The following is a 26956-nucleotide window of genomic DNA, read 5'->3' as shown; positions in this document are numbered from 1 at the left end:
CTGCGCATACGCGAACCCGCCGGATCGCCTACACGTAAAGCTTCAATTCGTCAGGGCAGCAACTTGTATCCGCCGCCCTCGGTCACGAGGATCGCGGCGGTGGCGGGGTTCGGCTCGATCTTCTGGCGCAGCCGGTAGATATGCGTCTCCAGCGTGTGCGTGGTCACCTGGGCGTTGTAGCCCCAGACCTCGGCCAGCAGGGTGTCGCGGTTCACCACGGCCCGGCCCGCCCGGTAGAGGAAGCGCAGGATTGCGGTCTCCTTCTCGGTGAGCTTCAGCTTGGAGCCGCGCTCGCCGACGAGGAGCTTGGCGCCCGGGCGGAACGTGTACGGGCCGATCTGGAAGACCGCGTCCTCGGAGGCCTCGTGGCTGCGCAGGTGGGCGCGGATCCGGGCCAGCAGGATGCCGAACTTGAACGGCTTCGTGACGTAGTCGTTGGCGCCGGCCTCCAGCCCCTCGACGTGGTCCGCCTCGGAATCCTGGGCGGTCAGCATGATCACCGGGCCGCGGAAGCCGGCGGCGCGCATCCGGCGCACGGCCTCGCGCCCGTCGAGGTCGGGCAGGCCGACATCCATGACGGCGAGGTCGATCCGCTCCGCGGCGACCCGCCGGATCGCGTCGGTGGCGTTGGCCTCGGTGAAGACCGTGAACTCGTCGCAGAGATCGAGCTGCTCGGTCAGGGTATCGCGCAGGACCGCGTCGTCGTCGCAGATCAGCAGGCGGTAGACATTCGGCATCGTCCGGGCCCCAATGCGTGCTGCGGGAGGGGCGAGGGCCGCCTGCCGGGTGCAGCATGCGATGATGTCAGATCTCGGCAGGATCGCGCGACGACCCTACCCAGGCTTGTGTTTCCGCATCCTTTCGCCGCCGTGACAAGCGCCCCGGCGAACGGGCTGCGGGATCGGGGGCGCGCCGCTCCGGGATCACAGCGGCGGTCCCCGCGGCGCGGCGGGGGGCTGGCGCGCTCCCGAATCCCGGCTCGGCGGCCCGGGTTCAACCGAGAGATAGAGCATCCTTTGTGGCCGGAAGTTGCCTTGTGCGCAATTTTTCACCGGTTCGAAGTACCGATCCCGGGCATAAGGCCCCGGGATCGGACGGATCGGGGAGGACGGAGATGCGGCGGCCGAGCAGGGGACCCATCCGCCTGACCCTGGGGGAGATCCGCGTCCGCGCCCTCGTCGGGGACCGGCGGCGCGGGCAGCTCCTCGTCGGACCGGCGGTGATTCCCTGCGCCCTCGGGGCGGGCGGGATCGTCGGCGACAAGCGCGAGGGCGACGGCGGCTCGCCGCGCGGGCGCTTCCGCCTGCGCGGCGGCGCGTACCGGCCCGACCACCTCGCGGTCCGGCCGCGCACGCTGCTGCCCCTGCGGGCGACCCGCCCCGACGACGGCTGGTGCGACGAGAGCCGGGACCGCCGCTACAACCGGCCGATCCGCCTGCCGGCCCCGGGGGTCAGCGCCGAATCGATGTGGCGGGGCGACGGGCTCTACGACGTGGTGATCGACCTCGACTACAACCGCGCCCCGATCCGGAAGGGGCGGGGCTCGGCGATCTTCCTGCACATCGCCCGGGACGGCTACCGCCCCACGGAGGGCTGCGTCGCCCTGGCCCGGGCCGATCTCCTGCGCCTGCTCGGGCGCCTCGGGCCGCGGACGCACCTGCGGATCGGCTGAGGCCCGGGCCCAGCGTCAGGCCTTCCGGGTCCGGGCCCCGAAGATCGCGGTCCCGACCCGGACATGGGTGGCGCCGAGCTGGATCGCCGCCGGGAAGTCCGCGCTCATGCCCATGGAGAGGATCGGCAGGTTGTGCTCGTGGGCGAGCCGGGCCAGCAGGGCGAAATGGGCCGAGGGCGGGTCGTCCGCGGGCGGGATGCACATCAGGCCCTGGATCGCCAGCCCGTGGGTCTCCCGGCACTCCGAGAGGAGGGTGGCGAGCTGGTCCGGGAGCACGCCACCCTTCTGCGGTTCCGCGCCGGTGTTGACCTGGATGAGCAGCTTCGGGGTCCGGCCGGACCGCTCGATCTCCTTGGCCAGGGCCGCCGCGAGCGACAGCCGGTCGAGGGAGTGGATGACGTCGAACAGGGCGACCGCCTCCCGGGCCTTGTTGGATTGCAGCGGCCCGACGAGGTGCAGCTCCACGTCCGGGAAGCGGTGGCGGAGGGCCGGCCACTTCGCGGTGGATTCCTGGACGTAGTTCTCGCCGAAGACGCGATGGCCGGCCTTCAGCGCCGGCAGGATGCCCTCGGCCGGGACGGTCTTGGAGACCGCCACGAGTTGCACTTCGGCCGGGTCGCGCTCCGAATCCTCGGCCGCGCGGGCGATGGCGGCGCGCACCTCGGCGAGCCCGGCCGCGACATCGGCCTGACCGACGGGGAGCTTGTCGGTCCTCTGTCCCATCCCGTCGGTCGGAGGGGCATTCGTGCCGGTCGTCGCGTCGTCCATGGCGTGCCTGTCCTGTCGCTGCCGGGCGTCGGTCTGCGCGGTATGAGCCTCGGCGCGCGTCGTCGTCGCGCCTGATCCCCGCCGACCTATGCGTTCGCGCGCCCCGCGCAAGCCCGAATCGCGCGCCGCGTTGACCGGCTGCGGCGCAGATATGCTATCGCGGCGCGACCGTGCCGTGGTCATCCTTCGGAATGACCGACGAGCCCCTGACGCAGCCGGATCCATGACCGCCAGCACCGCCCCCCAGCCCGTCGAGCGCTACAACGCCAAGGATGCCGAGCCGCGCTGGCAGGAGGCCTGGGCCGAGAAGCGGCTGTTCGAGACCGACAATGCCGACGGCCGCCCGAAATACTACGTGCTCGAGATGTTCCCCTACCCGTCGGGGCGCATCCACATGGGCCACGTCCGCAACTACGCGATGGGCGACGTGGTCGCCCGCTACAAGCGCGCCCGCGGCTTCAACGTGCTGCACCCGATGGGCTGGGACGCCTTCGGCCTGCCGGCCGAGAACGCCGCCATGGAGCGCAAGGTCAACCCACGGGACTGGACCTACGCCAACATCGCGTCGATGCGCGACCAGCTGAAGGCCATGGGCCTGTCGCTCGACTGGAGCCGGGAGATCGCGACCTGCGATCCCGACTACTACAAGCACCAGCAGCGCATGTTCCTGGACTTCCTGGCCAAGGGCCTCGTCACCCGCCGCACCGCGAAGGTGAACTGGGACCCGGTGGACCACACGGTGCTGGCCAACGAGCAGGTGATCGACGGCCGCGGCTGGCGCTCCGGCGCGCTGGTGGAGCAGCGCGAGCTGACCCAGTGGTTCTTCAAGATCACCGACTTCGCCGAGGACCTGCTGACCGCCCTGGACGGGCTGGACCGCTGGCCCGAGAAGGTCCGGCTGATGCAGAAGAACTGGATCGGCCGCTCGGAGGGCCTGGAGGTTCAGTTCGCCCTGGCCCGGCCGGTGGCCGGCGCGGCCGATCCGGTGACCGTCTACACGACCCGGCCCGACACCCTGTTCGGCGCCAAGTTCCTGGCGATCGCCGCCGACCATCCCCTGGCCGCCGCGCTGGCCGAGGGACGGCCGGAGCTGCAGACCTTCATCGAGGAGTGCCGTCGCACCGGCACTGCCCAGGCCGCGATCGACACCGCCGAGAAGCACGGCTTCGACACCGGCCTGACCGTCCGCCATCCCCTGGACCCGTCCTGGGAGCTGCCGGTCTACGTGGCGAACTTCGTGCTCATGGAGTACGGCACCGGCGCGGTGTTCGGCTGCCCGGCGCACGACCAGCGCGACCTCGATTTCGCCAACAAGTACGGGCTCGGCAACACGCCCGTGGTCTGCCCGGAAGGGCAGGATCCGGCGAGCTTCGTGATCACCGACACCGCCTATGTCGAGGACGGGCGGATGATCAACTCGCGCTTCCTCGACGGGATGCGCACGGACGAGGCCTTCGAGGCCGTGGCCCGGCGCCTCGAAGGGGAGGGGGTCGCCCGGCGCAAGGTCCAGTTCCGCCTGCGCGACTGGGGCGTCTCCCGGCAGCGCTACTGGGGCTGCCCGATCCCGATCATCCACTGCGACAGCTGCGGCCCGGTCCCGGTGCCGGTGGCCGACCTGCCGGTGAAGCTCCCCGAGGAGGTGTCGTTCGATCAGCCCGGCAACCCGCTGGAGCGCGACGCGGCGTGGCGGAACGTGCCCTGCCCGCATTGCGGCGCGCCGGCCCGGCGCGAGACCGACACGATGGACACGTTCGTCGACTCGTCCTGGTACTACGCGCGCTTCACCGCGCCCTGGCTGGCGGACGCGCCCACCGACCGGGCCGTGGTCGACCGCTGGCTGGCGGTGGACCAGTATATCGGCGGCATCGAGCACGCGATCCTGCACCTGCTCTACGCCCGGTTCTTCATGCGGGCGATGCGCGAGACCGGCTGGGCCGGCGTGGCCGAGCCGTTCGCCGGCCTGTTCACGCAGGGCATGGTCGTCCACGAGACCTACAAGGACGCGTCCGGCGCTTGGGTGCCCCCGGCCGAGATCCGCTTCGCCACCGAGGAGGGCGAGCGCCGCGCGTTTCACGTGAAAACCCAGGCGCCGGTCGCGATCGGCCCGATCGAGAAGATGTCGAAGTCGAAGAAGAACGTGGTCGACCCCGACGACATCATCGCCAGCTACGGGGCCGACACGGCGCGCTGGTTCATGCTGTCCGACTCGCCGCCCGAGCGCGACGTGATCTGGACCGAGGAGGGCGTGCAGGGCGCGGCCCGCTTCGTCCAGAAGGTCTGGCGCCTGGTCAACGCGGCCGGGCAGGCGGCGGGCGACGGCGCCGCGGACCTGACCCTGCGCAAGGCGGCCCACCGGGCGCTCGCCTCCGTGCAGGACGATATCGAGCGCCTGCGCTTCAACCGCTGCGTCGCCCACATCTACACCCTGGCCAACGCCCTGGAGGATGGCCTGCGCGGGCCGGTCTCGGCCGGTGCCGCCCAGGAGGCGGCCGGCATCCTGGTGCAGCTCATCGCCCCGATGATGCCGCACCTCGCCGAGGAGTGCTGGTCCGTCCTCGGCCGCGGCGGCCTCGTCGCCCAGGCGCCCTGGCCCGAGACCGAGGCGGGGCTCCTGGTCGAGGACGAGATCACCCTGCCGGTCCAGATCAACGGCAAGAAGCGCGCGGACGTGACCGTGCCGCGGGACGCCGACGCCAAGGCCGTGGAGGCCGCGACCCTGGCGCTGGAGGCCGTCCAGAAGGTGCTGGAGGGCAAGGCGCCGCGGAAGGTGATCGTGGTGCCGGGGCGGATCGTGAACCTCGTGCTGTGATCCGGCGTCCGGTTGATGGCATCGATCTGACCGTCTTTGCGAGCGGAGCGAAGCAACCCAGCGGCACGACGCCCACCGAGGTCGCGCTACCCTGGGTCACTTCACTTCGCTCGTGATGACGGAGCGCGTGACGCCGGCCGAGAGACTCCTCGGGACATGGAGAGAACCCCGGATCGTGAGGTTCCGCCCGATCCTCTGTCCGTCCGTAGATCCGATCGTGAGGTGCCTGCCCCAGCAGGCCTCGAATGAGGGATCCAGTCGGCCGCACGAGCCCTGAAAGGGCTCCTTCGAAGCTCCTTCGAGGCGCCTTCCGCTCGCACCTCAGGACGAGGTGTGCGGGTTCGATGGCCGCCGATAACTCATGGCGCCGCCAGCTCCGGATCCTGTCCGCTGGCCTCCAGGCCGCGCCGCACCAGCCCGTCCCGCTTCGCCCGCGCGACGAAATCCGCGAGATACGCGGCGCCGGCCGGATGCCCGACCGGCATTCCCATCGCCTGCGGGATCTCCATGAAGTGCCCCGGCAGCAGCCGCACCTCCGGGTGGGCCGCCGCGTAGCCGGCGAGGGGCTGGTGGACGCCGGCCGCGACGTCGAGCCCGTCCCGGGCGAAGGCCGTGACCGCCTCGGCGGAGGTCGGCGCCCGCACCAGGGTCGCGTGCTGGAGGGCGCGGGTCAGATACAGGTCGTAGGCGCTCCCGCGCCCGACCGACACGCGCACGCCGTCGCGGTCCACCGCCTCCGGGGAGCGGATCGGCGAGGCGGCCGGCACGAGGTAGCTGCCGGCGATCAGCACGTAGGGCTCCGTGAAGGCGATCCCCTCCGCCCGCTTCGGGTCGATCGCCAGGAAGCAGATGTCCCAGGTCCCGGAGCCCGCCGAGCCCGAGACCGCGCCGGCCCCCGGGAAGGTCACGAACGCCACCGGCACGCCGAGTCGGGCCGCCAGCGCCCGCGCGAGGTCGACCGACACCCCCGCGGGGCCGTCGGCGCCGGCCTGGGCCAGGACCGGATTGCCGAGGTTGATCGCCGCCCGCAGCGTGCCGGTGGGGGCGAGGTCGTGCAGGACCGTCGGATCGGGCGCCATCGGTTTCGTCTCCGCGTGGACGGCGGCGGGGAGGAGCAGGAGGAGGAGGGCCGCGCGCATCCGCATGACGGTCGCTCCCTCTCAGGCGCGCCGCGCCGGACCGGTCGACGCGGGGGCGCCGTCCCGGGCGGGACGGCGGCGCCGGCGGGCCAGCATGTTGAGGCCCTCGACGCCGGCCGAGAAGGCCATCGCGGTGTAGATGTAGCCCTTCGGCACGTGCGCGCCGAACCCCTCGGCGATCAGCGTCATGCCGATCATGATCAGGAAGCCGAGGGCCAGCATCACCACGGTGGGGTTTCGGGCGATGAAGGCCGAGAGCGGCTCGGCGGCGACCAGCATCACCACCACGGCGACCACCACCGCCACCATCATCACCGGCACGTGCTCGGTCATGCCGACCGCCGTGATGATCGAGTCGATGGAGAAGACGAGGTCGAGGAGCAGGATCTGGCCGATCGCCGCGCCGAAGCCGATCGTACCCCCGGTCACGCCCGGGGTCTCGGGCTCCGGATCCACCGTGTGGTGAATCTCCTTGGTCGCCTTCCAGAGCAGGAACAGGCCGCCGCCGATCAGGATCATGTCGCGCCAGGAGAAGTCCTGGCCCAGCACCGAGAAGACCGGCTCGGTCAGGTGCACGATGAACGCCACCGTGCCGAGCAGCCCCAGCCGCAGGATCAGCGCCAGCCCGATCCCGATGCGCCGCGCCCGCGTCTGATGCTCGGGCGGCAGCTTGTTGGTCAGGATCGAGATGAAGATCAGGTTGTCGATGCCGAGCACCACCTCCATCACCACGAGCGTGGCGAGGGCAGCCCAGACGGCGGGCTGACTGGCGAGCTGGAGCAGATCGGTCACGGGCGCGGTGCCTCGCTGGTCGGGAACAGGCGGCTCCCGAGGGCCGTCAGGTCGAAGGGGGCCGGTCCGCGCACCGGTTCGGGCGCCAGGACCTGCAGGATCTTCGGGAAGACCTTGAAATGGGCGGGCGTGCGCGTGGTCAGCTCGCCGTCGGTGTTCACCGGCCGGGGCCTGCGGGTCGAGAGCCGGATCTCCTGGGTGTGGAACGCCCGCACGTCGGCGGCCCGTCCATGCGTGCCCCGCCGCAGGGCGGGCAGCAGCGCGAGGAGCCGCCACCAGTGCTTGATCTCCAGGCTGTAGAAATCGAGCTTGCCGTCGTCGACCGCGGCACTCTCCTCCACGGTCATGCCGCCGCCGTAGTGGCGCCCGTTGCCGACCGAAACTTGGATCGTGGTGACCTTCTCCACCACGCCGTCGTGCTCGATCGTCACCGTGAAGGGCCGGACCCGGCGCAAGACCCGGACGGCCGCCACCGCGTAGCCGAGGACGCCCCAGGTCTTCTTCGATTCGGACGTCAGCTCGCCCGCGAGCTCCGCCGAGAAGCCGATGCTCGCCACGTTGAAGTAGTAGTGGCCGTTGACCCAGCCGAGATCCACCGGCCGCGCCTGGGCGGTCGGGATGAAGCGGGCCGCCGCCAGGGGGTCGAGCGGCAGGTTGAGGGAGCGGGCGAGGTCGTTCGCCGTGCCGAGCGGCAGGATCGCGAAGGGCAGGCCGCTCGCCACCAGGGCGGGCGCGGCGTAGTTCATGGTACCGTCGCCGCCGCCCAGGATCACGAGATCGACCGCGCCGGCCCGGTCGCGGATCACGTCGCGGCAATCGGCCTCCGGCGGCGGCTCCTCCGGCTCGATACCGCCCGCCCGCAGGATCTCCCGCACCTCGTCGAGATCCAGGGCGCCGTTGCGCGCCTTGGCGTTGCAGAGCAGCAGGGCCCGGCGCGGCTGCGTGCTCATCGCGCGCTCTCGGGAAGCGGGCCGGAGGGCGACTCGGTCTCAGGTCGGGCCAAGGGAGCCTCGGTGCACGGGGGAGCGGGCAGTCTGGAACGCGGTAGGGAACCCGGGACCGGCCAAAGGCCAAGTCTGTCCCCGACTTGGTACCCAAACGCACGAACGCAACCCCATCATCCCCGCAATTCCGGGCTGGTCGCCGTCGCGGAGTTCGGCAGGATGTGGGCGCGCCCGAGCCCTTCGTGGAACCCCCGACCCACGCGGGCGCGTTCTCCATGATGCCCGCCCCGGCCGCCAGGAAGGCACCGATGTCCGCCACACGTCCCGTCCGTCCCCAGGCCCTCGCCCTCGGCATGCTCCTGCCGTTCGCCCTCGCGGGCGGTGCCGCCGCCCAGAGCGCCTGGGTCGACCCGCCGCCCCGGGCCGCCGCGCAGGCGCAGGGTTCCGCGCAGGGTCCGGGGAAGGAATCGGCGCAGGAGGCGGCGAAGGAATCGACGAAGGACGCGGCGAAAGCGCCGGTGCGCGCCGCCGAGCCGGTCCGGCAGGCCGCCAGACCCGAGCCGGGCGAGGACGCCCTGCCGAAGGCGGCGGCCACGCGGGCGCCGGGACCGAAGCGGGCGGCCGCCCTGGAGCGTCCGCCGGTCCGGGAACACCTGCACCACCCCGCGCGCCACCCGCACCGGCTCGCCGAGACGCCGGCCGCGACCGCCCCGGCGCCGGGCGCGTCGGCGGAGCGCGTGGCCGCCGCCCGGGCGCTGACGACGAGCTATCTCGCCACCGTCTCGGGTCCGAGCGACACCATGGTCGGGGCCGCGACCCAGTACTACGCGACCCGCGTACGCTTCTACGGGCGGCCGATCACCACGGCGGCCCTGGTCGCCGAGAAGCGCAGCTTCGTCCAGCGCTGGCCCGAGCGGCGCTACGAGCCGCGGGCGATGCGCGCCGCCTGCGACACCGAGACCTGCACGATCCGCACGATCGTCGATTTCCGCACCGCCAATCCGGGCCGGGGCGCCGTGTCCAGCGGCGAGGCCGAGCTGGTCCTGGAGGTGGGTTTCGCCGGGACGCGGCCCTACATCCTCGGCGAGACCGGTCGCGTCCTGCGGCGGAGCATCCAGGCCGGAACCCTGGCCGCCTCGCCCGGCAAGGCGTAAGAGCCGCGCGTCGCGGTCCGCCACCCCGCGGCGAGCACGGGCTCGCGCGGGACGTGCGGCGGCCCCTACAAGAACGCCCGCAAGGGCGGCTAAAAGGGCGCCAACGAGGGAAGCGTGCGGCGGGGCGCGTCGCGGGATCGGTCCTGCGGGCGGGGCGCCCGCGGGCGCCCTTCGTCGGGAGGCGCGATCGAGCTTCCTTCGCGCTGCGCGTCGGTGATGCCGGGATCGGGTGAATGACGTCTTCAACGGTGGTGGAGCAACAGGAGACGGAGCCGGCCCGGCCAGTTCTCGACAGTCCCGGCCGCCTCGCCCTGCGCGAGACGATCCGGGCCGAGATCGCGCGCGCGCGTCCGCGCCCCGTCGCGGTCCGGACCCTGGAGCTCCTGGCCGAGGCCGCCTGCGCCCCGGACGAGTCCGGGACCGGCCTCCGCGTCCTCGACCGCCACGGGGCCGCGCGGCGGCGGGAGGGCACCTCCGAGCCGATGACCCTCGCGGACCTCGTCGCGGAGCTGCGCGCGCGCCATCCCGCCCTGTTCCTGCCGCCGGAGCCCGAGCCCGAACCGGCCCCGGCGACCGCCGAGGAGGCCCGGGACTCGTCCCTGCTGAGCGGCGCCTACGAGATGAAGGCCGCGACCGCCCGCTTCGTCGGGACCCAGTCCGAGCGGGCGCGCTCCCTGGCGGAGCGCTCCTCCGAGCAGGGCCGCGTGCTGGCGCAGACCGCCGCCGGCCGGTTCGCCAGCCTGCGGACGAACCTGCGCGGACGCTTCGCCCGCCCGCCCGTCGACGCAGAGGCCGGGCCGGCCGCGGGCGCGGATCCGGCAGCGGCCTGGAACAGCGGTCCCGGACGGTTCGGCGAGACGCTGCGCGACGGCCTCGGCCACGTGCGCGACCGCCTCAGCCCCGGCGGGGGCGGGATCGATGACGGCGGGCGCCGGCAGCGCCGGCTGCTCCTCGGCGCCGTTGCCGGCACCCTGGTGGCGGTGCTCGCCGCGGGGCTCGTGCTGGACCGCTCCGCGCCGGAATCCGGGCGCCCCGCCGCCCCGACCGCTTCCCGCACGGATTCCCGCGCGGAAGCCCCGAGCGGCGCCGCGCCGAACGCGCGGCCCGCGGCCCCCCCGGCCTCCGCCCCCGACACGGTGACGCCGCCCCCCGAAACAGGCGGCGATCCCGAGCCCGACGCGCCGCTGCCGCCGAACGCCGTGACCGGACAGGCCCAGGTGATCGATACCGCGACCCTCAAGGTCGGCGGCAAGGTCGTGCATCTGTTCGGCGTCGAGTGGGTGCGGGGCGGCCAGGCGGAGGAACTGGCCCGGTACATCGGCAACCGGTCGGTGACCTGCCAGCCCGCCCCCGGCAGCGCGAACATGAACTGCCTCGTGGACGGGCGCGATCTCTCCGAGGTGGTGCTGTTCAACGGCGGCGGCCGCGCCGCCCCGGAGGCGAGCCCCGAACTGGTCGCGGCCGAGGACCACGCCCGGAGCGAGCGGCTCGGGGTCTGGAAGCGCTAGCCGGATGCCGGCCGAACCGTTCGGCACGACGGCGGACGGCCGACCGGTCGGCCGCCACACCCTGAGCCGGGGCAGCCTGCGCGTCGCCGTCATCGAGTACGGCGCGGCCGTCACGGCGATCGAGGTGCCCGACCGCACCGGCCGTCCGGCCAACGTCGTGCTCGGCCTCGACACCCTGGCGGGCTACGAGACCGTGAGCCCGAGCTTCGGCGCGATCGTCGGGCGCTACGCGAACCGCATCGCGGGCGGGCGCTTCAGCCTCGACGGGCACGACTACCGGCTACCGGTGAACGAGCCCCCCAACACCCTCCACGGTGGCCCGGAGAATTTCGGCCGGCGCCTGTGGCGGGCGGAACTCAGCGACGCGACGCGCCTCGTCCTGAGCCGCCGCTCGCCGGACGGGGAGGAGGGGTTTCCGGGCACTCTCGACGTCCGCGTCACCTACAGCCTGCCCGCGGAGGGCGTGCTGCGCGTGGACTACGCCGCGGTGACCGACCGGCCCACGGTCCTGAACCTCACGAACCACAGCTACTTCAACCTCGCCGGCGAGGGAGCAGGCAGCGTCCTCGGCCACGTCGTGCAGGTCGAGGCGGACGCCTTCGCGCCGACCGACGCGACCCAGATCCCCACCGGCGCGCTGCTGCCGGTCGCCGGGACGCCGTTCGATTTCCGCGCGCCGCGGGCCCTGGAGGCGCGGATCCGCGCCGGGGACACGCAGCTCACCTACGCCAAGGGCTACGACCACACCTTCGCGCTGCGCGGGGCCGCCGGGACGCTGCGGCCGGCCGCCGCCTGCGTCGATCCCGGCAGCGGGCGGCGGCTCGAGGTCTGGACCACGCGGCCGGCGCTGCAGCTCTACAGCGGCAACACCCTCGACGGGCGCCTGATCGGCCCGTCCGGGCGGATCTACCGGTCGGGCGACGGCGTCTGCTTCGAGACGCAGGGCTTTCCGGACGCGCCGAACCAGCCCGGCTTCCCCTCCGCGGTCCTGCGGCCGGGCGAGACCTTCGCGGCCGCCACGGAGTTCCGGTTCTCGGTCGTGTGATGGTCGAGTGACGGCCGCGGCGCGCTCAGGCCGCCGCGCGATCGAGCGCCCGGGGCGCCGGGATCGCGGCGGCCGGCGCGGCGGGATCGGGACGCTGCGCCTCGCCGAGCGCCAGGAGGGCGGCCTTCACGGCGTCGAGTCGCGACGGCTCGCCCTCGGCCATCCCCTCGGCGGCGGCGACCTCCTTCAGGTACTCGTCCCAGGCCCAGCGCCGCAGGATCTCCCGCTTGCAGCTCGGGAGCAGCCGGGGATGATCGCGCAACGCGGCCGGGGTGTCGAACACCGCGGCCGGGTTGACCAGGGCGCGCTCCAGGTCGGGCAGGCGCGCGGCCGCCGGGCCGAGCGGGATGGCGTGTCCGATTCCGATCGTCCCATCTTGCATGGTTGCCTCCCTGGAGGAGCGCGCTCAGCCGCCGAAGAGGCCGAGGCGCGCCGCCGATTGGACGGCGAAGCTCGCCGCGAAGGACAGCAGGGCCGCGTCCCAGGCGGTCAGGTGCCGGGCGTTGGCCGGCGGCCCGGCCCGCGTGATCGCCCGGCCGAGCCACGCGAAGCTCGACAGGCTCAGCAGGGCCGCCAGCACCCAGGGCAGGGCGGGCGCCGGGCAGGGCGCCGCCAGGGCGAGGCACAGGGCCACGGACAGGAGCCAGCGGCCGAGCACCGTGCCGTCGGTGGTCCGCGCCGGCCCTCCGCGCCGGCCGCGCCGCGTCCGGGGCAGGAGCCCGTGCCCACCCCGCAGGTCGAAGGTTGCCATCGCGCGCCTCCCCGGCTCAGTTCAGCAGGGGCTCCGGTCCGGCCGGACCGCGCTCCCAGCGCCGGAAGAGCGCCGCGGGGACGGGGGGCTCGGGCGGCGGGGCTGCGGGCGGTGCCGAACCCTCATCGAGCGCCTGGAGCGCCTCCAGGATCGCGCTCAGTGGCACGGGCTCGGCCCGGCAGCCCGGCAGGCAGCGCAGCGTCGGGCAGGACTCGACCGCGCGGGCGTCGGAGGCCCAGGAGGCCAGGATCGCCCGCTTCTCGGCCCGCGACAGGCCGGGATAGCGCAGCACCTCCCGGGGATGCCGGAAGACGTCGCCCGGCGCCACGAAGGCCTCGAACGGCTCGACCGCCTGCGGCCTCAGGCTGGCGGCCGCCACCGGACCGAGGCGCCCGATCTCGGGATGGAACGCGGGATGGACGGGGTTGGTATCGATCGGCTGCATGCGACCCTCCTCATCGTGAGCAAAGGCTGGGGCGGCCGGCACGCCCGATCGGGCCGCGCCGGCCGTCGCGTCATGCGTTCGGGTCCACGACCGCGCAGGCGGTCACCCCCAGGGTCGGCCCAGGGCCCGGCTCAGTGCTTGGCGGCCGGCGCGCCGGTGCCGTTGATGGCGATGCGCCGGCGGCGCTCCGGCGCCTCGGCCGCGCGCGGCAGCGTCACCGTGAGGACGCCGTTGCGGAATGTCGCCTCGGCCTTGTCCTCCTCCACCGGCACAGGGAGGGCGATCGACCGCTCGAAGCGGCCGTAGCTGCGCTCGGAATAGCCGCGGCCCGTGTCGGTGGACTCCGCGCGCTTCTCGCCCTTCAGGGTCAGGACGCCCTCCGCGATGAGCAGCTCGACGTCCTTCTCGTCGAGCCCGGGAAGCTCGGCGGAGACGCGAAGCGCGCCGTCCGCCTCCGCCAGCTCGACATGGGGCCAGCCGAAGCCGCGGCCCGCGAGGCTCGGCATCCCGCCGAACCCGCCGAACACGTCGTCGAACAGGCGGTTCATCTCCCGGTGCAGCGTCAGGAAGGGGCTGGCCGGCTCCTGCGACAGGGCGGCCGGCGCCGGGGCGGGGGTGCGGTTCCAGGGAATCAGATCTCTCACGCTCATGGTCCTCGCTCCATCGAATGCGGTGCAGTCGTGGGAACGGGCCCGCGGGTCCGCGGACCCGTGAGGGATGTCATCCGTGTCGACAGGGGTGCCCGGGCGCGCCGCCCGGGGCACCGGATCAGGCCGCCATTCAGGCTGCCATTCAGGCTGCCTTGGCCTCGCGGGCGATCTGCGCCGGGGCGTTGTCCTGGCCGGACGCGGCCGTCGTGCCGCCGATGGCGATGCGGCGGGGCTTCAGCGCCTCCGGCACCTCGCGCTTCAGCGCGACGGTGAGCAGGCCGTTCTCCAGCGACGCGCCCACGACCTTCACGTGCTCGGCCAGATTGAACGTCTGGCGGAACGTGCGGGCCGCGATGCCGCGGTAGAGATAGTGCTTCTCACCCTCCTGGGCGGCCTTCTGACCCGAGACGAGGAGCGTGGTGTCCTGCTGGGTCAGCTCGATCTCGTCCGGCGTGAAGCCCGCGACCGCCATGGTGATGCGGTACTGGTCCTCGGCCACCTTCTCGATGTTGTAGGGCGGCCAGGCGGCCGACGGCTCGACGCGGTCGGCTTGGTTGATCAGCTCGAACAGGCGGTCGAACCCGATGGACGACCGGAACAGGGGCGAAACGTCGTACGTCCTCATAACCACATCCTCCGACGAGCAACGTGACTACAAGCAGCACCGGACACCGTGCCCGGCGCCCTCAGAGCGAGCCCGTTTCCAGGCCTCGCACGCGCGTAACGTGCGGGCGAAGGGTCGGTTCCGCGCCGCGCGAAATTTTTCGGGTTGGGCGAGGGCTGGCCGAATACGGTGATCCGATCCGCGCGGCCTCTCCCGCTGAGCTGCCGGCTGCACGCGCTCGCGGTCTCTCTGTCCCTGAGATCGAGAGCGCGGGTCCCCTCTCCCGTGCGGGAGAGGGTGGGGGTGAGGGACGCGAAGCTTCAGAAGACGGCGCGCCCCGTCCGCGCGTCAAACGCGTGCCCTGTCCGGAGACTTCCCATGCCTCCCCCCAACACTCTCCCGCTCGGGAGAGGGGGCGCGTCGTGCTCCGTCGCAGGGCGCACCGCGAACACGCGTCTGCCGCACGAGGGAGGGGGTGCCGCGGACGCGGCAGGCCTCGCTCTCAGCCGACCGCCTCCTCCACGAGGATCTCGCGCTTGCCGGCGTGGTTGGCCGGGCCGACGATGCCCTCGATCTCCATCCGCTCCATGAGCGAGGCGGCGCGGTTGTAGCCGATCTGCAGGCGGCGCTGGATGTAGCTCGTCGACGCCTTCTGATCGCGCAGCACCACCTGCACGGCCTGATCGTAGAGGTCGCCGCCGGCCTCGCCGAAGGAGCCCTGATCGAACACCGCGCCGTCGAGTTCGAGCTCCGCGGCGCCGGCCTTGCCCTTGCCGCCGCCCTTCTCGGTCGCGCCCTCCTCGTCGTCGGCGGTGACGGCGTCGAGGTAGCTGGGGCGGCCCTGGCGCTTGAGGTGGGCGACCACGCTCTCGACCTCGCTGTCCGAGCAGAACGGCCCGTGCACCCGCGTCGTGCGCCCGCCCCCGGCCATGAACAGCATGTCGCCCTGGCCCAGAAGCTGCTCGGCGCCCATCTCGCCCAGGATCGTGCGGCTGTCGATCTTGCTCGTCACCTGGAAGCTGATCCGGGTCGGGAAGTTCGCCTTGATCGTCCCGGTGATCACGTCCACCGACGGGCGCTGCGTCGCCATGATCAGGTGGATGCCCGCCGCCCGCGCCATCTGCGCCAGGCGCTGGATCGCCCCCTCGATGTCCTTGCCGGCCACCATCATCAGGTCGGCCATCTCGTCGACCACGATCACGATGTACGGCAGCGGCGCCAGATCCATCGCCTCGTCCTCGTACACGGCCTCGCCGGTGTGGCGGTCGAAGCCGGTCTGCACGGTCCGGGTCAGCACCTCGCCGCGCGCCGCCGCCTCGGCGACCCGGGCGTTGTAGCCGTCGATGTTCCGGACGGCGATCTTGGCCATCTTCTTGTAGCGCTCCTCCATCTCGCGCACGGCCCACTTGAGGGCGATGACCGCCTTCTTGGGGTCGGTGACGACCGGGGAGAGCAGGTGCGGGATGCCGTCGTAGACCGACAGCTCCAGCATCTTGGGATCGACCATGATCAGGCGGCACTCCTCGGGCTTCAGCCGGTAGAGCAGCGACAGGATCATGGTGTTGATCGCCACCGACTTGCCCGAGCCGGTGGTGCCGGCGACCAAGAGGTGCGGCATGCGCGCGAGGTCGGCGATGATCGGCTCGCCGCCGATGTTCTTGCCTAAGCACAGCGCCAGCTTGTGCTTGCTCTCGGCGAAGTCCGTCGAGGCCAGGAGCTCGCGCAGGTAGACCGTCTCGCGCTTGGCGTTCGGCAGCTCGATGCCGATGGCGTTCCGGCCGGGCACGACCGCGACGCGGGCCGAGACCGCCGACATCGACCGGGCGATGTCGTCGGCGAGCGCGATCACGCGGCTGGACTTGGTGCCGGGCGCGGGCTCGAGCTCGTACAGGGTGACGACCGGGCCCGGCCGCACCGCCAGGATGTCGCCGCGCACGCCGAAATCGCCGAGGGTCGCCTCCAGCAGCGTGGCGTTCTGCTCCAGCGCGTCCGCCGAGATCAGGCTCGCCTGGGACGGGCCGCGGGGGGCCGCCAGCAGGTCAAGGGCGGGCAGGGCGTAATCCTCGGGACGGACGGGCGGCGCGGGCGCGCGCCGTGCCGGCACGGGCGCTGCGGGCGGCGGCGCCACCCGGGACGCGGTCGGCTCCGCCCGCGGCGGGACCGGGCGCTGCGGCGCCTCGAAAGCCTCCGGATCGTCCTCCGCGTCGGCCGGCGGCGCGGCGCGGCGGCCCGGCGCCGCGGGGGCGTCCTCGGACGCGTCGAAGACGGGCTCGCGCCGGCTCGCGCCGGCCTGCCGGCCTTCGGGCAGGTGCTCGGCCCAGGGAAGGTCGGCGTCCGTGAAGGCGCGGCGGGCCGCGAGGGCGGGCGACGCGCCGTCGATCGGCTCGGCCCGGCCGGCGCGCCACGCGGCGATCCGGTCGGCCGCGGCGCCGCGCAGGCCCATCAGCCCCTGCGCCAGGGCGCCGACACCCACGAGGCCGAGGCTCGGCTCGTCGGAATCCTCGCGCTCGTCGCGGCCCGAATCCCGGCCCCGCGCCGGCGCGCGCCGGACGGGGTAGGGATCGTCGTGCAGGCTGTCCTCCTCGACGGCGCCGAACCGGCAGGCGCCGGTCAGGCTGAGGATCGCCACGGCGGCGTAGCCGAAGCCGACGAGGTGGGCCGCCGCCGACGAGACCGCGCCGACGATCACCCGCGCCATCGACAGCAGGCCGTCGCCGGCCACGCCACCGAGGCCGGTGGGCAGGGGCCAGCGGGTCGTCGGCGGGAGCGCGCTCGCCACCGCGCTCGCGGCGCAGAAGCCGATGATCCAGAGGGCGATGCGCAGCCCGCCCTCGGGCAGGTTGCGCTCCCGCATCAGCCGGATGCCCCAGAGCACCGGCGGCAGCACGAAGGCCAGGGAACCCAGGCCCAGGATCTGCATGGCGAGGTCGGCCACGACGGCGCCCGGCTGGCCGAGGACGTTGTGGGCGGCGTGGTCGGTGGCGTGGTTGAGGCTCGGGTCGTCGATCGACCACGTGGCCAGGGCCACGGTCAGCGCGACCGCGCCGGTGAACAGCACGAAGCCGCCGAGCTCCGTCAGGCGCTTGCCCAGGAAGGGGCGAACGCTGTCGACGAAAGTCTCGTAGGGCGATGCGGGACGGCGAAGCGAGCGCATGCGGGACCGGACGCAGGACGGGGACTTACCCCCGAGGCTAGGCACGACCCCCTTAACGACCTGCTAAGGTTGAGGAAGGCTCACCGGCGCCCGGCCGCGCATCCCGAGGCTGTCGCCGTCCGCGCCCACGGGTGCAAAATCCGCCCCGCTGTGGCACAGGATCGGCCATGAACATCGACGGCCAGCCCTACCGCACGATCTTCCCGGACCCGGACGGCCTCAGCGTCCAGGTGATCGACCAGACCCGCCTGCCCTTCGCGTTCGAGGTGAAGCGCCTCGCCACGCTGGAGGACGCCGCGGTGGCGATCCGCACGATGATCGTGCGGGGCGCGCCGTTGATCGGCGTCACGGCCGCCTACGGGCTGGCGCTCGCCATGCGCGCCGACGCGTCCCACGACGGGATCGACCGGGCGGTGGCGACCCTCGCGGCGACGCGGCCGACCGCGATCAACCTGCGCTGGGCGCTGGACCGGGTCTCCACCAACCTGCGCCAGGTCGCGCCGGACGAGCGCTTCGCCCGCGCCTTCGCGGAGGCCGGCCGCATCGCCGAGGAGGACGTGGCGAGCTGCCGCTCGATCGGCGCCCACGGCGGCCAGATCATCGCCGACCTCCACGCGGCAAGGGGCGGCGACCGGCCGGTCACGGTCCTGACCCACTGCAATGCCGGCTGGCTGGCGACGGTGGACTGGGGCACGGCGCTCGCGCCGATCTACGCCGCCCACGAGCGGGGCGTGCCGGTCCACGTCCTGGTCGACGAGACCCGGCCGCGCAGCCAGGGCGCCGCGCTCACGGCCTTCGAGCTGAACGGCCACGGCGTGCCGCACACGGTCATCGCCGACAATGCCGGCGGCCACCTCATGCAGCACGGCGGCGTCGATCTCTGCATCGTCGGCTCGGACCGGACCACGGCGAGCGGCGACGTCTGCAACAAGATCGGCACCTACCTGAAGGCGCTGGCGGCCCACGACAACGGCGTGCCGTTCTACGCCGCCCTGCCGTTCTCGACCATCGACTGGACCCTCGACGACGGGGTGAAGGAGATCCCGATCGAGGAGCGCGACGGGCGCGAGGTCACCCACATGACCGGCCGGCTGCCCGACGGCGGCTTCGCTACGATCGAGGTCGTCTCCCCCGGCAGCCCGGTGGCCAACCCCGCCTTCGACGTGACGCCGTCGCGCCTCGTGACCGGGATCATCACCGAGCGCGGCATCTGCGCGGCGAGCCGCGAGGGCCTGTACGGGCTCTACCCGGAGCGCCGCCGGGCGGCGTGAGGGTGGATCTCTGCGCGGCCGCCCGGCGCAGTATCCGGGTCTTCCCGAACGCGGTGTGACCGAAAAGGCAGCCTCGGGGGCAATTCGCGCCCCGTATCCGCGCGGCCGCTTTCGCGGCTCGACGGTGTTCGGCAGAACGGATGCCGGAGCGTCGTGGGGAAGAACAAATCTCGACGGCGGATGGACTGATCATCCCAGTCCGATCTCGACACCTTCGAGGTGGCCGCGATGGCGAAATTTCATTTCGTCGAGGATTACGAGGCGTACGTCCGCCAACTGATGCGCGACTTGCCCCTGGATGAGGCGATGAGCGTGGCGGTGGGCGGCGACTACGACCGCATCGGCGCGATCGAGTGCGAGATCCTCCAGCATTTCGGGCTCCGGGACGGCCAGTCGGTGGTCGATTTCGGGTGCGGCTCCGGGCGCCTGGCGGTGCATCTCGCCCGCACCGCGAGCGTCGCGTATCTGGGCCTCGACGTCGTTCAGGACCTGCTGGACTACGCGAAGCGCCGCTGTCCCAGGGACTACCGCTTCGCCCGGAACACGGCGCTGTCGCTGCCGGTCGCCGACGGCAGCGTCGACCTCGTCTCGGCCTTCAGCGTGTTCACGCATCTCCTGCACACGGAGTGCTACATCTACCTGGAGGAGATGCACCGCGCCCTCAGGCCCGGGGGCCGCGTCGTGGCCTCGTTCCTCGAGTTCAGCATGGCCTCGCACTGGGGCGTCTTCACCAAGACGGTCGGCGAGCAGCGCACCAGCACGGTGCCGCACCTCAACACGTTCATCGAGCGCAGCGTCTGGCAGACCTGGGCCGACCATATCGGCTTCGACAGCGTGACGTTCCTCGACGGCACGGCGGCGCCGTGGCCGTCGGGCGTGTATCTGGGTCAGTCCCTCGCGGTGCTCGGCAAGGCGCCGGCCTGAGGCCCGCTCACGGCTCCCACTGGTGGAAGACCGCGCTGTCGAAGGCGAAGACCGCCTCGCCGCGCTGGTTCACCCCGGTGTTGCGCGCGAAGGCCAAGCCCCAGCCCGGCCGCGACGCCGAGGCGCGCTTGTCGGTGAGCTTGGCGCTGAACCGGACCGTGTCGCCCGCGTAGACCGGCTTCAGCCAGCGCAGGTTCTTGAACCCGGGGGAGGGGCCCGCCTCCGGGACCGGCCCGCGGGCGGCCGTGTAGGCGGCGTCCCGGGCGCGGGTCGTGAGCATCCGGTTCATGTAGGCGGCGGTCGTGTGCCAGCCGGAGGCGCAGAGGCCGCCGAAATGGCTGCGCTTGGCCGCGTCGTGGTCGAGGTGGAAGGCCTGCGGGTCGTAGGCCCGCGCGAAGGCCACGATCGCCTCGGCGCTGAACGGGTAGGCGCCCAGCTCCCGCACGGCGCCGATCTCGGCGTCCCGCAGGAACGGCAGGATCTCGGCATCCTCCGGCTCGGTGACCGGCCCCGGCACGCCGATCTCCACGGGCCGCGGGGGCAGGGGATCGGTGCCGCGGCGGGCCAGCATGAAGGTGAAGCGCTGGGTCAGGACCGTCTCGCCGCGCTGGTTGGCGAGGGCGACCTCGGCGGTCAGGAAGCCGAGGCCCGGCTTCGAGGCCGAGTCGCGCAGGCCCGCGACCCGGAAGGTCAGCGTCAGCGCGTCCCCCGGCAGGACCGGCGCGAGCCACCGCAGCTCGTCGATGCCGGGCGCGCCCAGCGACGAGCCGCCCCGGAACGGCCCCTGCTGGAGCAGGCGCATGCCCAGGGCCGCCGTGTGCCAACCCGAGCCGATCAGCCGGCCCGCGAAGGTCGTCTCCGCCGCCGCCTCGTCGAGGTGAAAGGGTTGGAAGTCGAAATCCTTCGCGAAGCCCACGATGTCGTCGCGGGTCACCGTCAGCGGCTCCCCGACGATCACGTCGCCGACGGAGAAGTCTTCCAGGGCGGGATCGGGCATGGCGGGCTCGTCACGTTGATCAATGGGGCAGGCGATCGGGATCGCCGTCTTTGCGAGCGGAGCGAAGCAATCCAGGCGGCGCCGCGCGCACCGATGTCGCGCTGCCCCGGGTCGCGTCGCTGCGCGCGCGATGACGGGGTGGGGCCGACCTCAGTTGGCGAAGCGGAAGTGCAGCACGTCGCCGTCCTGCACCACGTAATCCTTGCCCTCCAGCCGGAGCTTGCCGGCGTCCCGGGCCCCGGACTCGCCGTTGAGCGCCGTGTAGTCCTTGAACGCGATGGTCTCGGCCCGGATGAAGCCCTTCTCGAAATCCGAGTGGATCACCCCGGCCGCCCCGGGGGCGCGGGTGCCCTTGGTGATCGTCCAGGCGCGGGCCTCCTTGGGGCCGACCGTGAAGTAGGTGACGAGGCCGAGCAGGTCGTAGCCGGCGCGGATCACCCGGTTCAGGCCCGGCTCGGCGAGGCCCACCGCCTCCAGGAACTCGGCCTGGTCGGCCTCCGGCATCACGGCGATCTCGCTCTCGATCTTGGCCGAGACCACCACCGCCACGGCGCCCTCCGCCTTGGCGCGGGCGAAGACCGCGTCCGAGTAGGCGTTGCCCTTGTCGGCGTCGCCCTCGTCGACGTTGCAGACGTAGAGGACGGGCTTGGCCGTCATCAGGCCGAGCGACTGGAACAGCTTCTCCTCGTCGGGCTTGCGCTCCACGAGGCGGGCGGGCTTGCCCTCGCGCAGAAGCGGCAGGGCGCGGTTGACGAGGTCGAGGGTCTCCTTGGCCTCCTTGTCGGCGCCCTTGGCCTTCTTCTCCAGCGCCTGGGCGCGGCGCTCCAGGCTGTCGAGGTCGGCGAGCATCAGCTCGGTCTCGATGGTCTCGATGTCGGCGGCCGGATCGACCTTGCCCTCCACGTGGGTGACGTCGCCGTCCGTGAAGCAGCGGACCACGTGGGCGATGGCGTCGACCTCGCGGATATTGGCCAGGAACTGGTTGCCCAGGCCCTCGCCCTTGGAGGCGCCGCGCACGAGGCCGGCGATGTCCACGAAGGTCAGCCGCGTCGGGATGATCTCCTTCGAGGAGGCGATCCGGGCGAGGTCATTCAGCCGCGGATCCGGCACCGCCACCTCGCCGACATTCGGCTCGATGGTGCAGAACGGGTAGTTCGCCGCCTGGGCGGCCGCCGTCTGCGTCAGCGCGTTGAAGAGGGTCGACTTGCCGACGTTCGGCAGGCCGACGATGCCGCATTTGAAGCCCATGGGTCAGTTCCGTCGCAGCGCGTCGTCGGGCGACGCGCGGAATGGGTTGATGAGAATCGGGCCCGCGAACACGACGCCGCGCGCCCCGTCCTCGGTCGAGCGCGCGGCACCGACGTGCCGGGCCGCGGCCGCCGGGAGGCAATCGAACCGCCGACAGCCGGGCGCGACGCGCACCGCCTTCATCGGACCCTCTCGCCCGCCCCGATATCCCGTCCCCGTGTGGGCGTGTCAATTTCTGGCGCCCAGCGTCTTCACGTCGTCCCAGCCGCGGCCGGCCATGGCGAGGTGGACCTTGTTCTGGAAGCTCGCGTCCTCGCCGGCGGCGAGCAGGGCGGCGTGGTCGGCCACCGCCCGGCAGAGATCCTCGACCCAGGGCAGCTCGGCCTTGCCGAAATCGTTGAGCACGTAGGCGTGGACCAGCGCCTTGTCGCCGGGATGGCCGATGCCGAGCCGGACCCGGCGGTAGTCGTTGCCGCACTGCGCGGTGATCGAGCGCAGGCCGTTATGGCCGGCATTGCCGCCGCCGAGCTTCACCCGGAGCTTGGCGGGCGCGAGGTCGAGCTCGTCGTGCAGCACGATCACGTCGGCCAGCGGGATCTTGTAGAAGCGCTGCGCCTCCGAGACCGCGCGGCCGGACTCGTTCATGAAGGTCGAGGGCTTCAGCAGGATCGCCCGCTCGGTGCCCAGCACCACCTCGGCGGCCTCGCCCTGGAACCGGTGGCGGAACGGGCTCGCCCGGTGCTGTCGGGCGATCGCGTCGACGGCGAGGAAGCCGATATTGTGGCGGTTGCCCGCGTAGCGCGCGCCCGGGTTTCCGAGGCCGACGATCAGCCGCATGGTCTGCATCCCTCTCAGGCCGCGGTCTGTGCCACGCTTCGGCGCGGGACGCATCCCCGGCCGTGCCTGGACCCGTCGCGCGCCTTCCGGCCCGCGCCGCGTCTCCCCGTGCGCCAGCGCACGGCGGCGGTCGAACCCGGGGCAGAGTATCTCCGTTGAGAGGTCACATTCGGCCAAGCAAAGCCGGAGCGATCAAGACCGCCGCCCAGCGCATCGCGACGACGATCTTCCTCACTCGACACGGTTGACCGGATGACTTCCCGCTGAAGTCATACGAAGACACTCGGAGATCATCATGACCGTTCGCATGCTCGCCGCCGCCGCCCTGGTCGCCGCGGTCGCCACGCCCGCCCTCGCACAGGGCCTGGACTCAAAGCACTCGCCCTACCCGGCCTCGGCCTATTCGGGCTGGGTCGGCAACGCTCCCGTCCTGTACCGGGACGCCGCCGGCCCGGCCCGGCCGACCGCCTACCGCTACAGCGGCCCGCATGCCGGCGGCCCGGCCAACGCCCTGCCGCGGTTCTGACGGGGGGCCGTCCGTCAGGACGGCAGGACGGGCTGACCGGCCCGCGCCGCGGTCCCGTCGCTCGAAGCCGGGGCCCCGCCATCGACCCCCGTCGCGGCCCGGATCTCCCCGGGCCGCAGGGTCCCGACCAGAAGATCGACCTGACTGACGAGGCGCACGAGCGACTGTCCGCGATCCAGCGCCGGCCGCTCGGGCACGGGCCTGTCCGCGCCCAGGGCCGCCAGGGTCGCGGTGATCCAGGCCCGCCACGGCTCCGCCTCGGGGGCGGCCGCCTCCGGGGCGTGCCGCAGGACGATCAGCCGGGCGCTGATCCGGCGCAGAGTCGCGTCGGCCACCAGGGCGGATTCCACCTCCGGGTGGCTGCCGGCCCGGGGCTGCTGCAGGGCGCGGGAGAGCGCCGCCTCCAGATCGTTGAGGGCGAGGCCGGCCTCGCGGCTCTGCGCCGCGATCGCGGCCTCGCGGCCCTCGCCGGGCGGCGCGCGGAGCACCGCCTCGGCGAGCCCGGCCTGGGCCTTCAGCGCCCGGCGCAGCTCCTGCCGGACCTGATCGGGCTCCCAGATCGGCCAGAGCACGAGGCAGCTCGCCACCGCGATCACGCCGCCCAGCACCGTGAAGCCGCCCCGCATGGCGACGATCTCCCAGGAGCTGTGGCCGGGCTCCAGCAACTCGACGAGCAGCACCACGAGGGGCGTCAGGCAGGTGACGAAGAACCCGTACGAGATCTGGCGCGCCGCGAAGCCGACGATGCTGAGCACGAGGATGAGCCCGGCCTCCGCCAGCGGGCTCGTGGCGTAGTAGGCGAGCCCGGCCCCCACGAGGCCGCCCAGCACCGTGCCGCCGATCCGCTCCAGGGCCCGCTGCCACGTCGCCGCGTAGAAGGGCTGCATGGTGAGCACCACGGTCATCACCAGCCAGTGCGTGAAGGCGCCCGCGTAGGTCAGGGTGGCAGCGAGCGCCGGCGCCGCGACCGCGCTCGCCCGCAGGGCGTGCCGCAGGTTGGGCGAGGCCAGGGTGAAGTTCTGCGCCAGCGGCCCGACGTAGCGGGTCCAGCGGTCGAGGCTGCCGCCCTCCGTGATCGTGCCGCCGGGCCGGTAGCCCTCCGGCGTCGACAGCTTGGCGCCGAGCCGCACGCGCCCGGCGATCCGGTCGGCGAGGCGGGCCAGGGTCGGGTCCTCCGACAGGCCGTCGGCCACCCGGGCGATGGAGTGCTCCAGGCGGCCGAGGTCGAGGTTGACGTCGTCGCGGATCGCCCGGGCGATGGTCACCAGCAGGGGGCGCAGGCGCCGCAGGAAGACCTTGGCGAGCGCCCGGCGGCGCGCGTCGGGCCGGCTGTCGATCAACTCGCCCACGGCGATCAGCGCGGCGAAGATCTGCTCGGCGCTCTCCAGGCGCAGCAGGGCCTGGGCGGTGCGGTCCGAGACCCGCTCGCGGGAGCGGGCGAGGTCGAGGATCATGGTCCGCGCGGTCTCGATGCTCGCCCGCACGCCGCGGCGGTGGCCCCGCGCGTGGCCGTCGAAGGCGGCCGTGTCGGGCTCCGGCAGGGCGACGAGCCGCTCGAGGTCGCCGCAGAGCCGGGCGAGATTGTGCCAGACCTCCGCCACCGCCCGGTGGGCCGGTCGGTACGGGTGCAGCCGCCAGATGACCAGGGCCAGGAAGGTCGCCCAGAGACCGCCGGCCGCGAACATCGCCGCGGTGACGGCCGCCTGCGCGACGTCGAGCGGCCGGTCGAGAGCGATGCACAGCACCACCACGAGCACGTTGCCGGCCGACTGGGCCTGCACGCTCCAGACGCGCGCGTACGAGCAGGCGAAGATCAGCGCGCAGGCGACCGGGACGACCACCGGCAGGCCGAGGGGCTGGATCAGGCCGAGGCCGGCCCAGAGCAGGCCGCCGAGGAACGAGAAGGCGGTGAGGACGCGCAGGCGCGCCCGCATCGGGCCGCCGTTGTCGCAGAAGCAGGCGAGGTTGGCGGCGAGCGCCATGGTCAGCAGCGGCGACCACTGGATCCAGATGTTGAGGAGGATGACGACGCCGAACGCGAAGGCGGCGCGCACGCCCTCCACGAGCCGCACGTTCCGGAGGTCGAGGCCCGTGGGCAGGCGCCGCAGATCGCCGCCCGGCCGGCTCAGGCTGCCCCGGCCGGCGGCGAGGCGGCGGCGCCGGACATGTCCGGGGGGCGAGGCTGTGGGACTCGGCGCGGTCAAGCTCGGTCTCCCGACGGGGGCGCGGCGCCCCGGCATGAACCGCGCTCCGGCCTGACCGGATCCGCGGCGGCGCGCAACCCCGGCCCGCTCCCGGCGCCGGATCGCTAAGGCGCGTCCGGCGCATCGCCGCGGGGCAGTCTCTCCATCCTCGGCCCGATCCGGGACGCCGCGCCGGTCCTCGCCCCGCGCGCTTGACCCTCGGGCGAGCCCGTGGCTTCTGGGGCCGCCTGGCCCCGACTCCGTAGCTCAGCTGGATAGAGCAGCCGCCTTCTAAGCGGCAGGTCGTAGGTTCGAGCCCTACCGGGGTCGCCAGGATTTAACCCGCCACGTCAGTGACTTGGCGGGTTTTTCTTTGCCGCAGCGACCCATTCTGACCTCACAACACGTCGCAACACGGACCGTGAAATCACAAAGGGTTACGACCCGAGCCTACGTGGTTGCGGTTGCTCCACGCAACACGGAAGCAACACGAGAAGGCTGCATTCCTCCTGGCCGCGCAGGCACGTCTTTCGTGCCCTCAGGCCTGATTGATCAGAGGCCCGGTACCTCATCGATGTCGGGTGCCGGCTCTTTGCCCGGCGGTGCGGGATCGTCGTCAGGAGCCGGCGGTAGCCTCGGTGGCGGCATGTCGCCGGTGTTGGGCGGCATCGGTAGACCGTGGGGCAACTCGGGCTCCGGCGGGTCGCTCTCAGGTCTCTTCGTCAGGCCAGCCATCCTTTGCACTCCTGTCGCCGCAGGAAGCGAACAGGTAGCCAGGACGGGTGTTCCACGTGGCGAGGTCACCGCCTGCCTAGCAGCGCGCCGCCGCCAGTCAGCTGGCCTTGACCAAAGCAGGAAGCCTATAGCGGCCAACAGGAGCCAACCGGACACGCGGGCTATCTCAGCCGCCGGCTCCTCTACTTCCTGACGATCATGATCAGCCTCCGCTAGGATCGTGGAGCACAGCGCGGTCTCGAGGCTCAGGACGGCAGTCAACCACGGCGACATGCTCGAGCCTCACGAAAGAGGCCGGAGTCCGTAGGCCCCAGCCGTGTCTGGGAGGATACGCCCGCCAAGGGCGAAGTTGCGTCGTGCATGTTTCGGGCTGCAGCCGCGCGGCTGCGGCATGCTGCCAGTATCGAGCTACTCGGCGACCATGCGGCGGCCCTAGGCCCACAATCCCGCCGCGATCGGCGTGCCTCCTGAGGTGATCCGCCCCCAGTGAAGTGGTCCGCCCTGAGGTATGGCTTTCGGGCCAGGACGAGGACGGACAGATGGGAACGAAGGGGCACAAGCCGGAGGATGTCGTCGCCAAGCTGCGGCAGGTGGATGTGCTGGTCTCGCAGGGCCAGAGCGTCGGGGACGCGATCCGCACGATTGGCGTGACGGAGGTGACGTACTACCGCTGGCGCAAGGAGTACGGCGGCCTGAAGAGCGACCAGGTCCGGCGCATGAAGGACCTGGAGACCGAAAACCAGCGGCTCCGGAAGGCGATCGCAGATCTCACGCTCGACAAGCTGATTCTGCAGGAGGCT

At 72.7% G+C, this 26956-nt stretch carries 25 protein-coding genes and 1 tRNA gene; 10 read left to right on the top strand and 16 right to left on the bottom strand.

Annotated elements, in window-relative coordinates:
* Positions 1 to 50: 50 nt before the first annotated feature.
* Complete coding sequence (locus BMY19_RS24260; protein ID WP_020094282.1) at positions 51 to 737, bottom strand: response regulator transcription factor; 687 nt, start codon at positions 735 to 737, stop codon at positions 51 to 53.
* Between the two features lie 377 nt (positions 738 to 1114).
* Between BMY19_RS24260 and BMY19_RS24255 the strand changes: the two genes are divergently transcribed.
* On the top strand, positions 1115 to 1672 hold the full coding sequence (locus tag BMY19_RS24255; protein WP_020094281.1) for a L,D-transpeptidase family protein: 558 nt from the start codon (positions 1115 to 1117) through the stop codon (positions 1670 to 1672).
* Positions 1673 to 1687: 15 nt separating this feature from the next.
* Here BMY19_RS24255 and BMY19_RS24250 read toward each other — a convergent pair whose 3' ends face one another.
* Positions 1688 to 2395 carry a YggS family pyridoxal phosphate-dependent enzyme gene (locus tag BMY19_RS24250; RefSeq protein WP_170855234.1) on the bottom strand — a complete coding sequence of 236 codons (708 nt, stop codon included), beginning with the start codon at positions 2393 to 2395 and terminating at the stop codon, positions 1688 to 1690.
* Between the two features lie 268 nt (positions 2396 to 2663).
* On the opposite strand from BMY19_RS24250, the gene leuS reads away from it, so the two are divergent.
* The gene (gene leuS, locus BMY19_RS24245) at positions 2664 to 5249 is read left to right on the top strand and encodes a leucine--tRNA ligase (protein WP_100253196.1); all 2586 of its coding nucleotides are present in this window, start codon (positions 2664 to 2666) and stop codon (positions 5247 to 5249) included.
* A gap of 359 nt (positions 5250 to 5608) precedes the next feature.
* Here the strand turns inward: leuS and BMY19_RS24240 are convergent, their stop codons facing one another.
* Genes BMY19_RS24240 through BMY19_RS24230 form a run of 3 tightly spaced genes read right to left on the bottom strand, consistent with a single transcriptional unit; the run spans position 5609 to position 8130 of the window.
* Complete coding sequence (locus BMY19_RS24240; protein WP_100253195.1) at positions 5609 to 6394, bottom strand: ABC transporter substrate-binding protein; 786 nt, start codon at positions 6392 to 6394, stop codon at positions 5609 to 5611.
* Positions 6395 to 6409: 15 nt separating this feature from the next.
* Positions 6410 to 7180 (bottom strand): TerC family protein, encoded by a 771-nt coding sequence (locus BMY19_RS24235; RefSeq protein ID WP_020094277.1) that lies wholly within the window; start codon positions 7178 to 7180, stop codon positions 6410 to 6412.
* Positions 7177 to 8130, bottom strand: a complete 954-nt coding sequence (locus tag BMY19_RS24230; RefSeq protein ID WP_020094276.1) for a lipid kinase — start codon at positions 8128 to 8130, stop codon at positions 7177 to 7179. Before BMY19_RS24230 ends, BMY19_RS24235 begins: the two co-directional genes overlap by 4 nt.
* Positions 8131 to 8432: 302 nt before the next feature.
* Here BMY19_RS24230 and BMY19_RS24225 point away from each other — a divergent pair, with 302 nt between their 5' ends.
* From BMY19_RS24225 to BMY19_RS24215, 3 genes are all read left to right on the top strand, one after another.
* The gene (locus BMY19_RS24225) at positions 8433 to 9278 is read left to right on the top strand and encodes a hypothetical protein (RefSeq protein ID WP_026605104.1); all 846 of its coding nucleotides are present in this window, start codon (positions 8433 to 8435) and stop codon (positions 9276 to 9278) included.
* A 233-nt stretch (positions 9279 to 9511) separates the two neighbouring features.
* Positions 9512 to 10786 carry a thermonuclease family protein gene (locus BMY19_RS24220; protein ID WP_100253194.1) on the top strand — a complete coding sequence of 425 codons (1275 nt, stop codon included), beginning with the start codon at positions 9512 to 9514 and terminating at the stop codon, positions 10784 to 10786.
* Between the two features lie 4 nt (positions 10787 to 10790).
* Positions 10791 to 11831, top strand: coding sequence for an aldose epimerase family protein (locus BMY19_RS24215; RefSeq protein WP_100253193.1), 1041 nt, complete (start codon positions 10791 to 10793; stop codon positions 11829 to 11831).
* Positions 11832 to 11856: 25 nt separating this feature from the next.
* Here the strand turns inward: BMY19_RS24215 and BMY19_RS24210 are convergent, their stop codons facing one another.
* From BMY19_RS24210 to BMY19_RS24185, 6 genes are all read right to left on the bottom strand, one after another.
* Positions 11857 to 12213 (bottom strand): hypothetical protein, encoded by a 357-nt coding sequence (locus tag BMY19_RS24210; protein ID WP_244535003.1) that lies wholly within the window; start codon positions 12211 to 12213, stop codon positions 11857 to 11859.
* A 24-nt stretch (positions 12214 to 12237) separates the two neighbouring features.
* Positions 12238 to 12582, bottom strand: coding sequence for a hypothetical protein (locus tag BMY19_RS24205; RefSeq protein WP_100253192.1), 345 nt, complete (start codon positions 12580 to 12582; stop codon positions 12238 to 12240).
* A gap of 16 nt (positions 12583 to 12598) precedes the next feature.
* The gene (locus tag BMY19_RS24200; RefSeq protein WP_020094270.1) at positions 12599 to 13027 is read right to left on the bottom strand and encodes a hypothetical protein; all 429 of its coding nucleotides are present in this window, start codon (positions 13025 to 13027) and stop codon (positions 12599 to 12601) included.
* A gap of 131 nt (positions 13028 to 13158) precedes the next feature.
* Entirely contained in the window at positions 13159 to 13677 is a 519-nt protein-coding gene (locus BMY19_RS24195; RefSeq protein WP_100253191.1) for an Hsp20/alpha crystallin family protein, read from the bottom strand.
* Positions 13678 to 13819: 142 nt separating this feature from the next.
* Positions 13820 to 14302 carry an Hsp20 family protein gene (locus tag BMY19_RS24190; RefSeq protein ID WP_020094268.1) on the bottom strand — a complete coding sequence of 161 codons (483 nt, stop codon included), beginning with the start codon at positions 14300 to 14302 and terminating at the stop codon, positions 13820 to 13822.
* A gap of 481 nt (positions 14303 to 14783) precedes the next feature.
* Entirely contained in the window at positions 14784 to 17435 is a 2652-nt protein-coding gene (locus BMY19_RS24185) for a DNA translocase FtsK (protein WP_100253190.1), read from the bottom strand.
* Positions 17436 to 17602: 167 nt separating this feature from the next.
* On the opposite strand from BMY19_RS24185, the gene mtnA reads away from it, so the two are divergent.
* A complete protein-coding gene (mtnA, locus tag BMY19_RS24180) occupies positions 17603 to 18706 on the top strand; it encodes an S-methyl-5-thioribose-1-phosphate isomerase (RefSeq protein ID WP_091682668.1) in 1104 nt (367 codons plus the stop codon).
* 228 nt (positions 18707 to 18934) lie between these two features.
* Positions 18935 to 19630 (top strand): class I SAM-dependent methyltransferase, encoded by a 696-nt coding sequence (locus BMY19_RS24175; RefSeq protein ID WP_091682754.1) that lies wholly within the window; start codon positions 18935 to 18937, stop codon positions 19628 to 19630.
* 7 nt (positions 19631 to 19637) lie between these two features.
* Here BMY19_RS24175 and BMY19_RS24170 read toward each other — a convergent pair whose 3' ends face one another.
* From BMY19_RS24170 to pth, 4 genes are all read right to left on the bottom strand, one after another.
* Positions 19638 to 20627 carry a MaoC family dehydratase gene (locus BMY19_RS24170; protein ID WP_056533555.1) on the bottom strand — a complete coding sequence of 330 codons (990 nt, stop codon included), beginning with the start codon at positions 20625 to 20627 and terminating at the stop codon, positions 19638 to 19640.
* 150 nt (positions 20628 to 20777) lie between these two features.
* Positions 20778 to 21875: a redox-regulated ATPase YchF gene (ychF, locus tag BMY19_RS24165; RefSeq protein ID WP_100253189.1), complete on the bottom strand. Its 1098-nt coding sequence runs from the start codon at positions 21873 to 21875 to the stop codon at positions 20778 to 20780.
* A gap of 3 nt (positions 21876 to 21878) precedes the next feature.
* Positions 21879 to 22058, bottom strand: a complete 180-nt coding sequence (locus BMY19_RS24160; protein ID WP_100253188.1) for a hypothetical protein — start codon at positions 22056 to 22058, stop codon at positions 21879 to 21881.
* A gap of 45 nt (positions 22059 to 22103) precedes the next feature.
* On the bottom strand, positions 22104 to 22712 hold the full coding sequence (gene pth, locus BMY19_RS24155; protein WP_091682753.1) for an aminoacyl-tRNA hydrolase: 609 nt from the start codon (positions 22710 to 22712) through the stop codon (positions 22104 to 22106).
* A gap of 295 nt (positions 22713 to 23007) precedes the next feature.
* Between pth and BMY19_RS24150 the strand changes: the two genes are divergently transcribed.
* Positions 23008 to 23238, top strand: coding sequence for a hypothetical protein (locus tag BMY19_RS24150; RefSeq protein ID WP_100253187.1), 231 nt, complete (start codon positions 23008 to 23010; stop codon positions 23236 to 23238).
* 14 nt (positions 23239 to 23252) lie between these two features.
* Here BMY19_RS24150 and BMY19_RS24145 read toward each other — a convergent pair whose 3' ends face one another.
* The gene (locus tag BMY19_RS24145; RefSeq protein WP_170863030.1) at positions 23253 to 25442 is read right to left on the bottom strand and encodes an FUSC family protein; all 2190 of its coding nucleotides are present in this window, start codon (positions 25440 to 25442) and stop codon (positions 23253 to 23255) included.
* 235 nt (positions 25443 to 25677) lie between these two features.
* Here BMY19_RS24145 and BMY19_RS24140 point away from each other — a divergent pair.
* Both BMY19_RS24140 and BMY19_RS24135 read left to right on the top strand, forming a co-directional pair.
* Positions 25678 to 25754 (top strand) — tRNA-Arg (locus tag BMY19_RS24140).
* Between the two features lie 941 nt (positions 25755 to 26695).
* Positions 26696 to 26956, top strand: a 261-nt coding sequence (locus BMY19_RS24135) for an IS3 family transposase (protein ID WP_020096081.1), incomplete at its 3' end; no start/stop codon positions are given.

Source organism: Methylobacterium sp. UNC300MFChir4.1 (assembly GCF_900110155.1).
Taxonomy (GTDB): Bacteria; Pseudomonadota; Alphaproteobacteria; order Rhizobiales; family Beijerinckiaceae; genus Methylobacterium.
Note: the sequence above shows the minus strand (reverse complement) of the source record. Positions and strands in the feature narration are given on the sequence as shown.

Coding starts and splice junctions, on each gene's coding strand:
- BMY19_RS24185 (WP_100253190.1), bottom strand. CDS start 17,435: ATGCGCTCGCTTCGCCGTCCCGCATCGCCCTACGAGACTTTCGTCGAC.
- BMY19_RS24250 (WP_170855234.1), bottom strand. CDS start 2,395: ATGGGACAGAGGACCGACAAGCTCCCCGTCGGTCAGGCCGATGTCGCG.
- mtnA (WP_091682668.1), top strand. CDS start 17,603: ATGAACATCGACGGCCAGCCCTACCGCACGATCTTCCCGGACCCGGAC.
- BMY19_RS24150 (WP_100253187.1), top strand. CDS start 23,008: ATGACCGTTCGCATGCTCGCCGCCGCCGCCCTGGTCGCCGCGGTCGCC.
- BMY19_RS24175 (WP_091682754.1), top strand. CDS start 18,935: ATGGCGAAATTTCATTTCGTCGAGGATTACGAGGCGTACGTCCGCCAA.
- BMY19_RS24195 (WP_100253191.1), bottom strand. CDS start 13,677: ATGAGCGTGAGAGATCTGATTCCCTGGAACCGCACCCCCGCCCCGGCG.
- BMY19_RS24240 (WP_100253195.1), bottom strand. CDS start 6,394: ATGCGGATGCGCGCGGCCCTCCTCCTCCTGCTCCTCCCCGCCGCCGTC.
- BMY19_RS24205 (WP_100253192.1), bottom strand. CDS start 12,582: ATGGCAACCTTCGACCTGCGGGGTGGGCACGGGCTCCTGCCCCGGACG.
- BMY19_RS24230 (WP_020094276.1), bottom strand. CDS start 8,130: ATGAGCACGCAGCCGCGCCGGGCCCTGCTGCTCTGCAACGCCAAGGCG.
- BMY19_RS24210 (WP_244535003.1), bottom strand. CDS start 12,213: ATGCAAGATGGGACGATCGGAATCGGACACGCCATCCCGCTCGGCCCG.
- pth (WP_091682753.1), bottom strand. CDS start 22,712: ATGCGGCTGATCGTCGGCCTCGGAAACCCGGGCGCGCGCTACGCGGGC.
- BMY19_RS24200 (WP_020094270.1), bottom strand. CDS start 13,027: ATGCAGCCGATCGATACCAACCCCGTCCATCCCGCGTTCCATCCCGAG.
- leuS (WP_100253196.1), top strand. CDS start 2,664: ATGACCGCCAGCACCGCCCCCCAGCCCGTCGAGCGCTACAACGCCAAG.
- BMY19_RS24160 (WP_100253188.1), bottom strand. CDS start 22,058: ATGAAGGCGGTGCGCGTCGCGCCCGGCTGTCGGCGGTTCGATTGCCTC.
- BMY19_RS24220 (WP_100253194.1), top strand. CDS start 9,512: ATGACGTCTTCAACGGTGGTGGAGCAACAGGAGACGGAGCCGGCCCGG.
- BMY19_RS24190 (WP_020094268.1), bottom strand. CDS start 14,302: ATGAGGACGTACGACGTTTCGCCCCTGTTCCGGTCGTCCATCGGGTTC.
- BMY19_RS24215 (WP_100253193.1), top strand. CDS start 10,791: ATGCCGGCCGAACCGTTCGGCACGACGGCGGACGGCCGACCGGTCGGC.
- BMY19_RS24255 (WP_020094281.1), top strand. CDS start 1,115: ATGCGGCGGCCGAGCAGGGGACCCATCCGCCTGACCCTGGGGGAGATC.
- ychF (WP_100253189.1), bottom strand. CDS start 21,875: ATGGGCTTCAAATGCGGCATCGTCGGCCTGCCGAACGTCGGCAAGTCG.
- BMY19_RS24170 (WP_056533555.1), bottom strand. CDS start 20,627: ATGCCCGATCCCGCCCTGGAAGACTTCTCCGTCGGCGACGTGATCGTC.
- BMY19_RS24225 (WP_026605104.1), top strand. CDS start 8,433: ATGTCCGCCACACGTCCCGTCCGTCCCCAGGCCCTCGCCCTCGGCATG.
- BMY19_RS24260 (WP_020094282.1), bottom strand. CDS start 737: ATGCCGAATGTCTACCGCCTGCTGATCTGCGACGACGACGCGGTCCTG.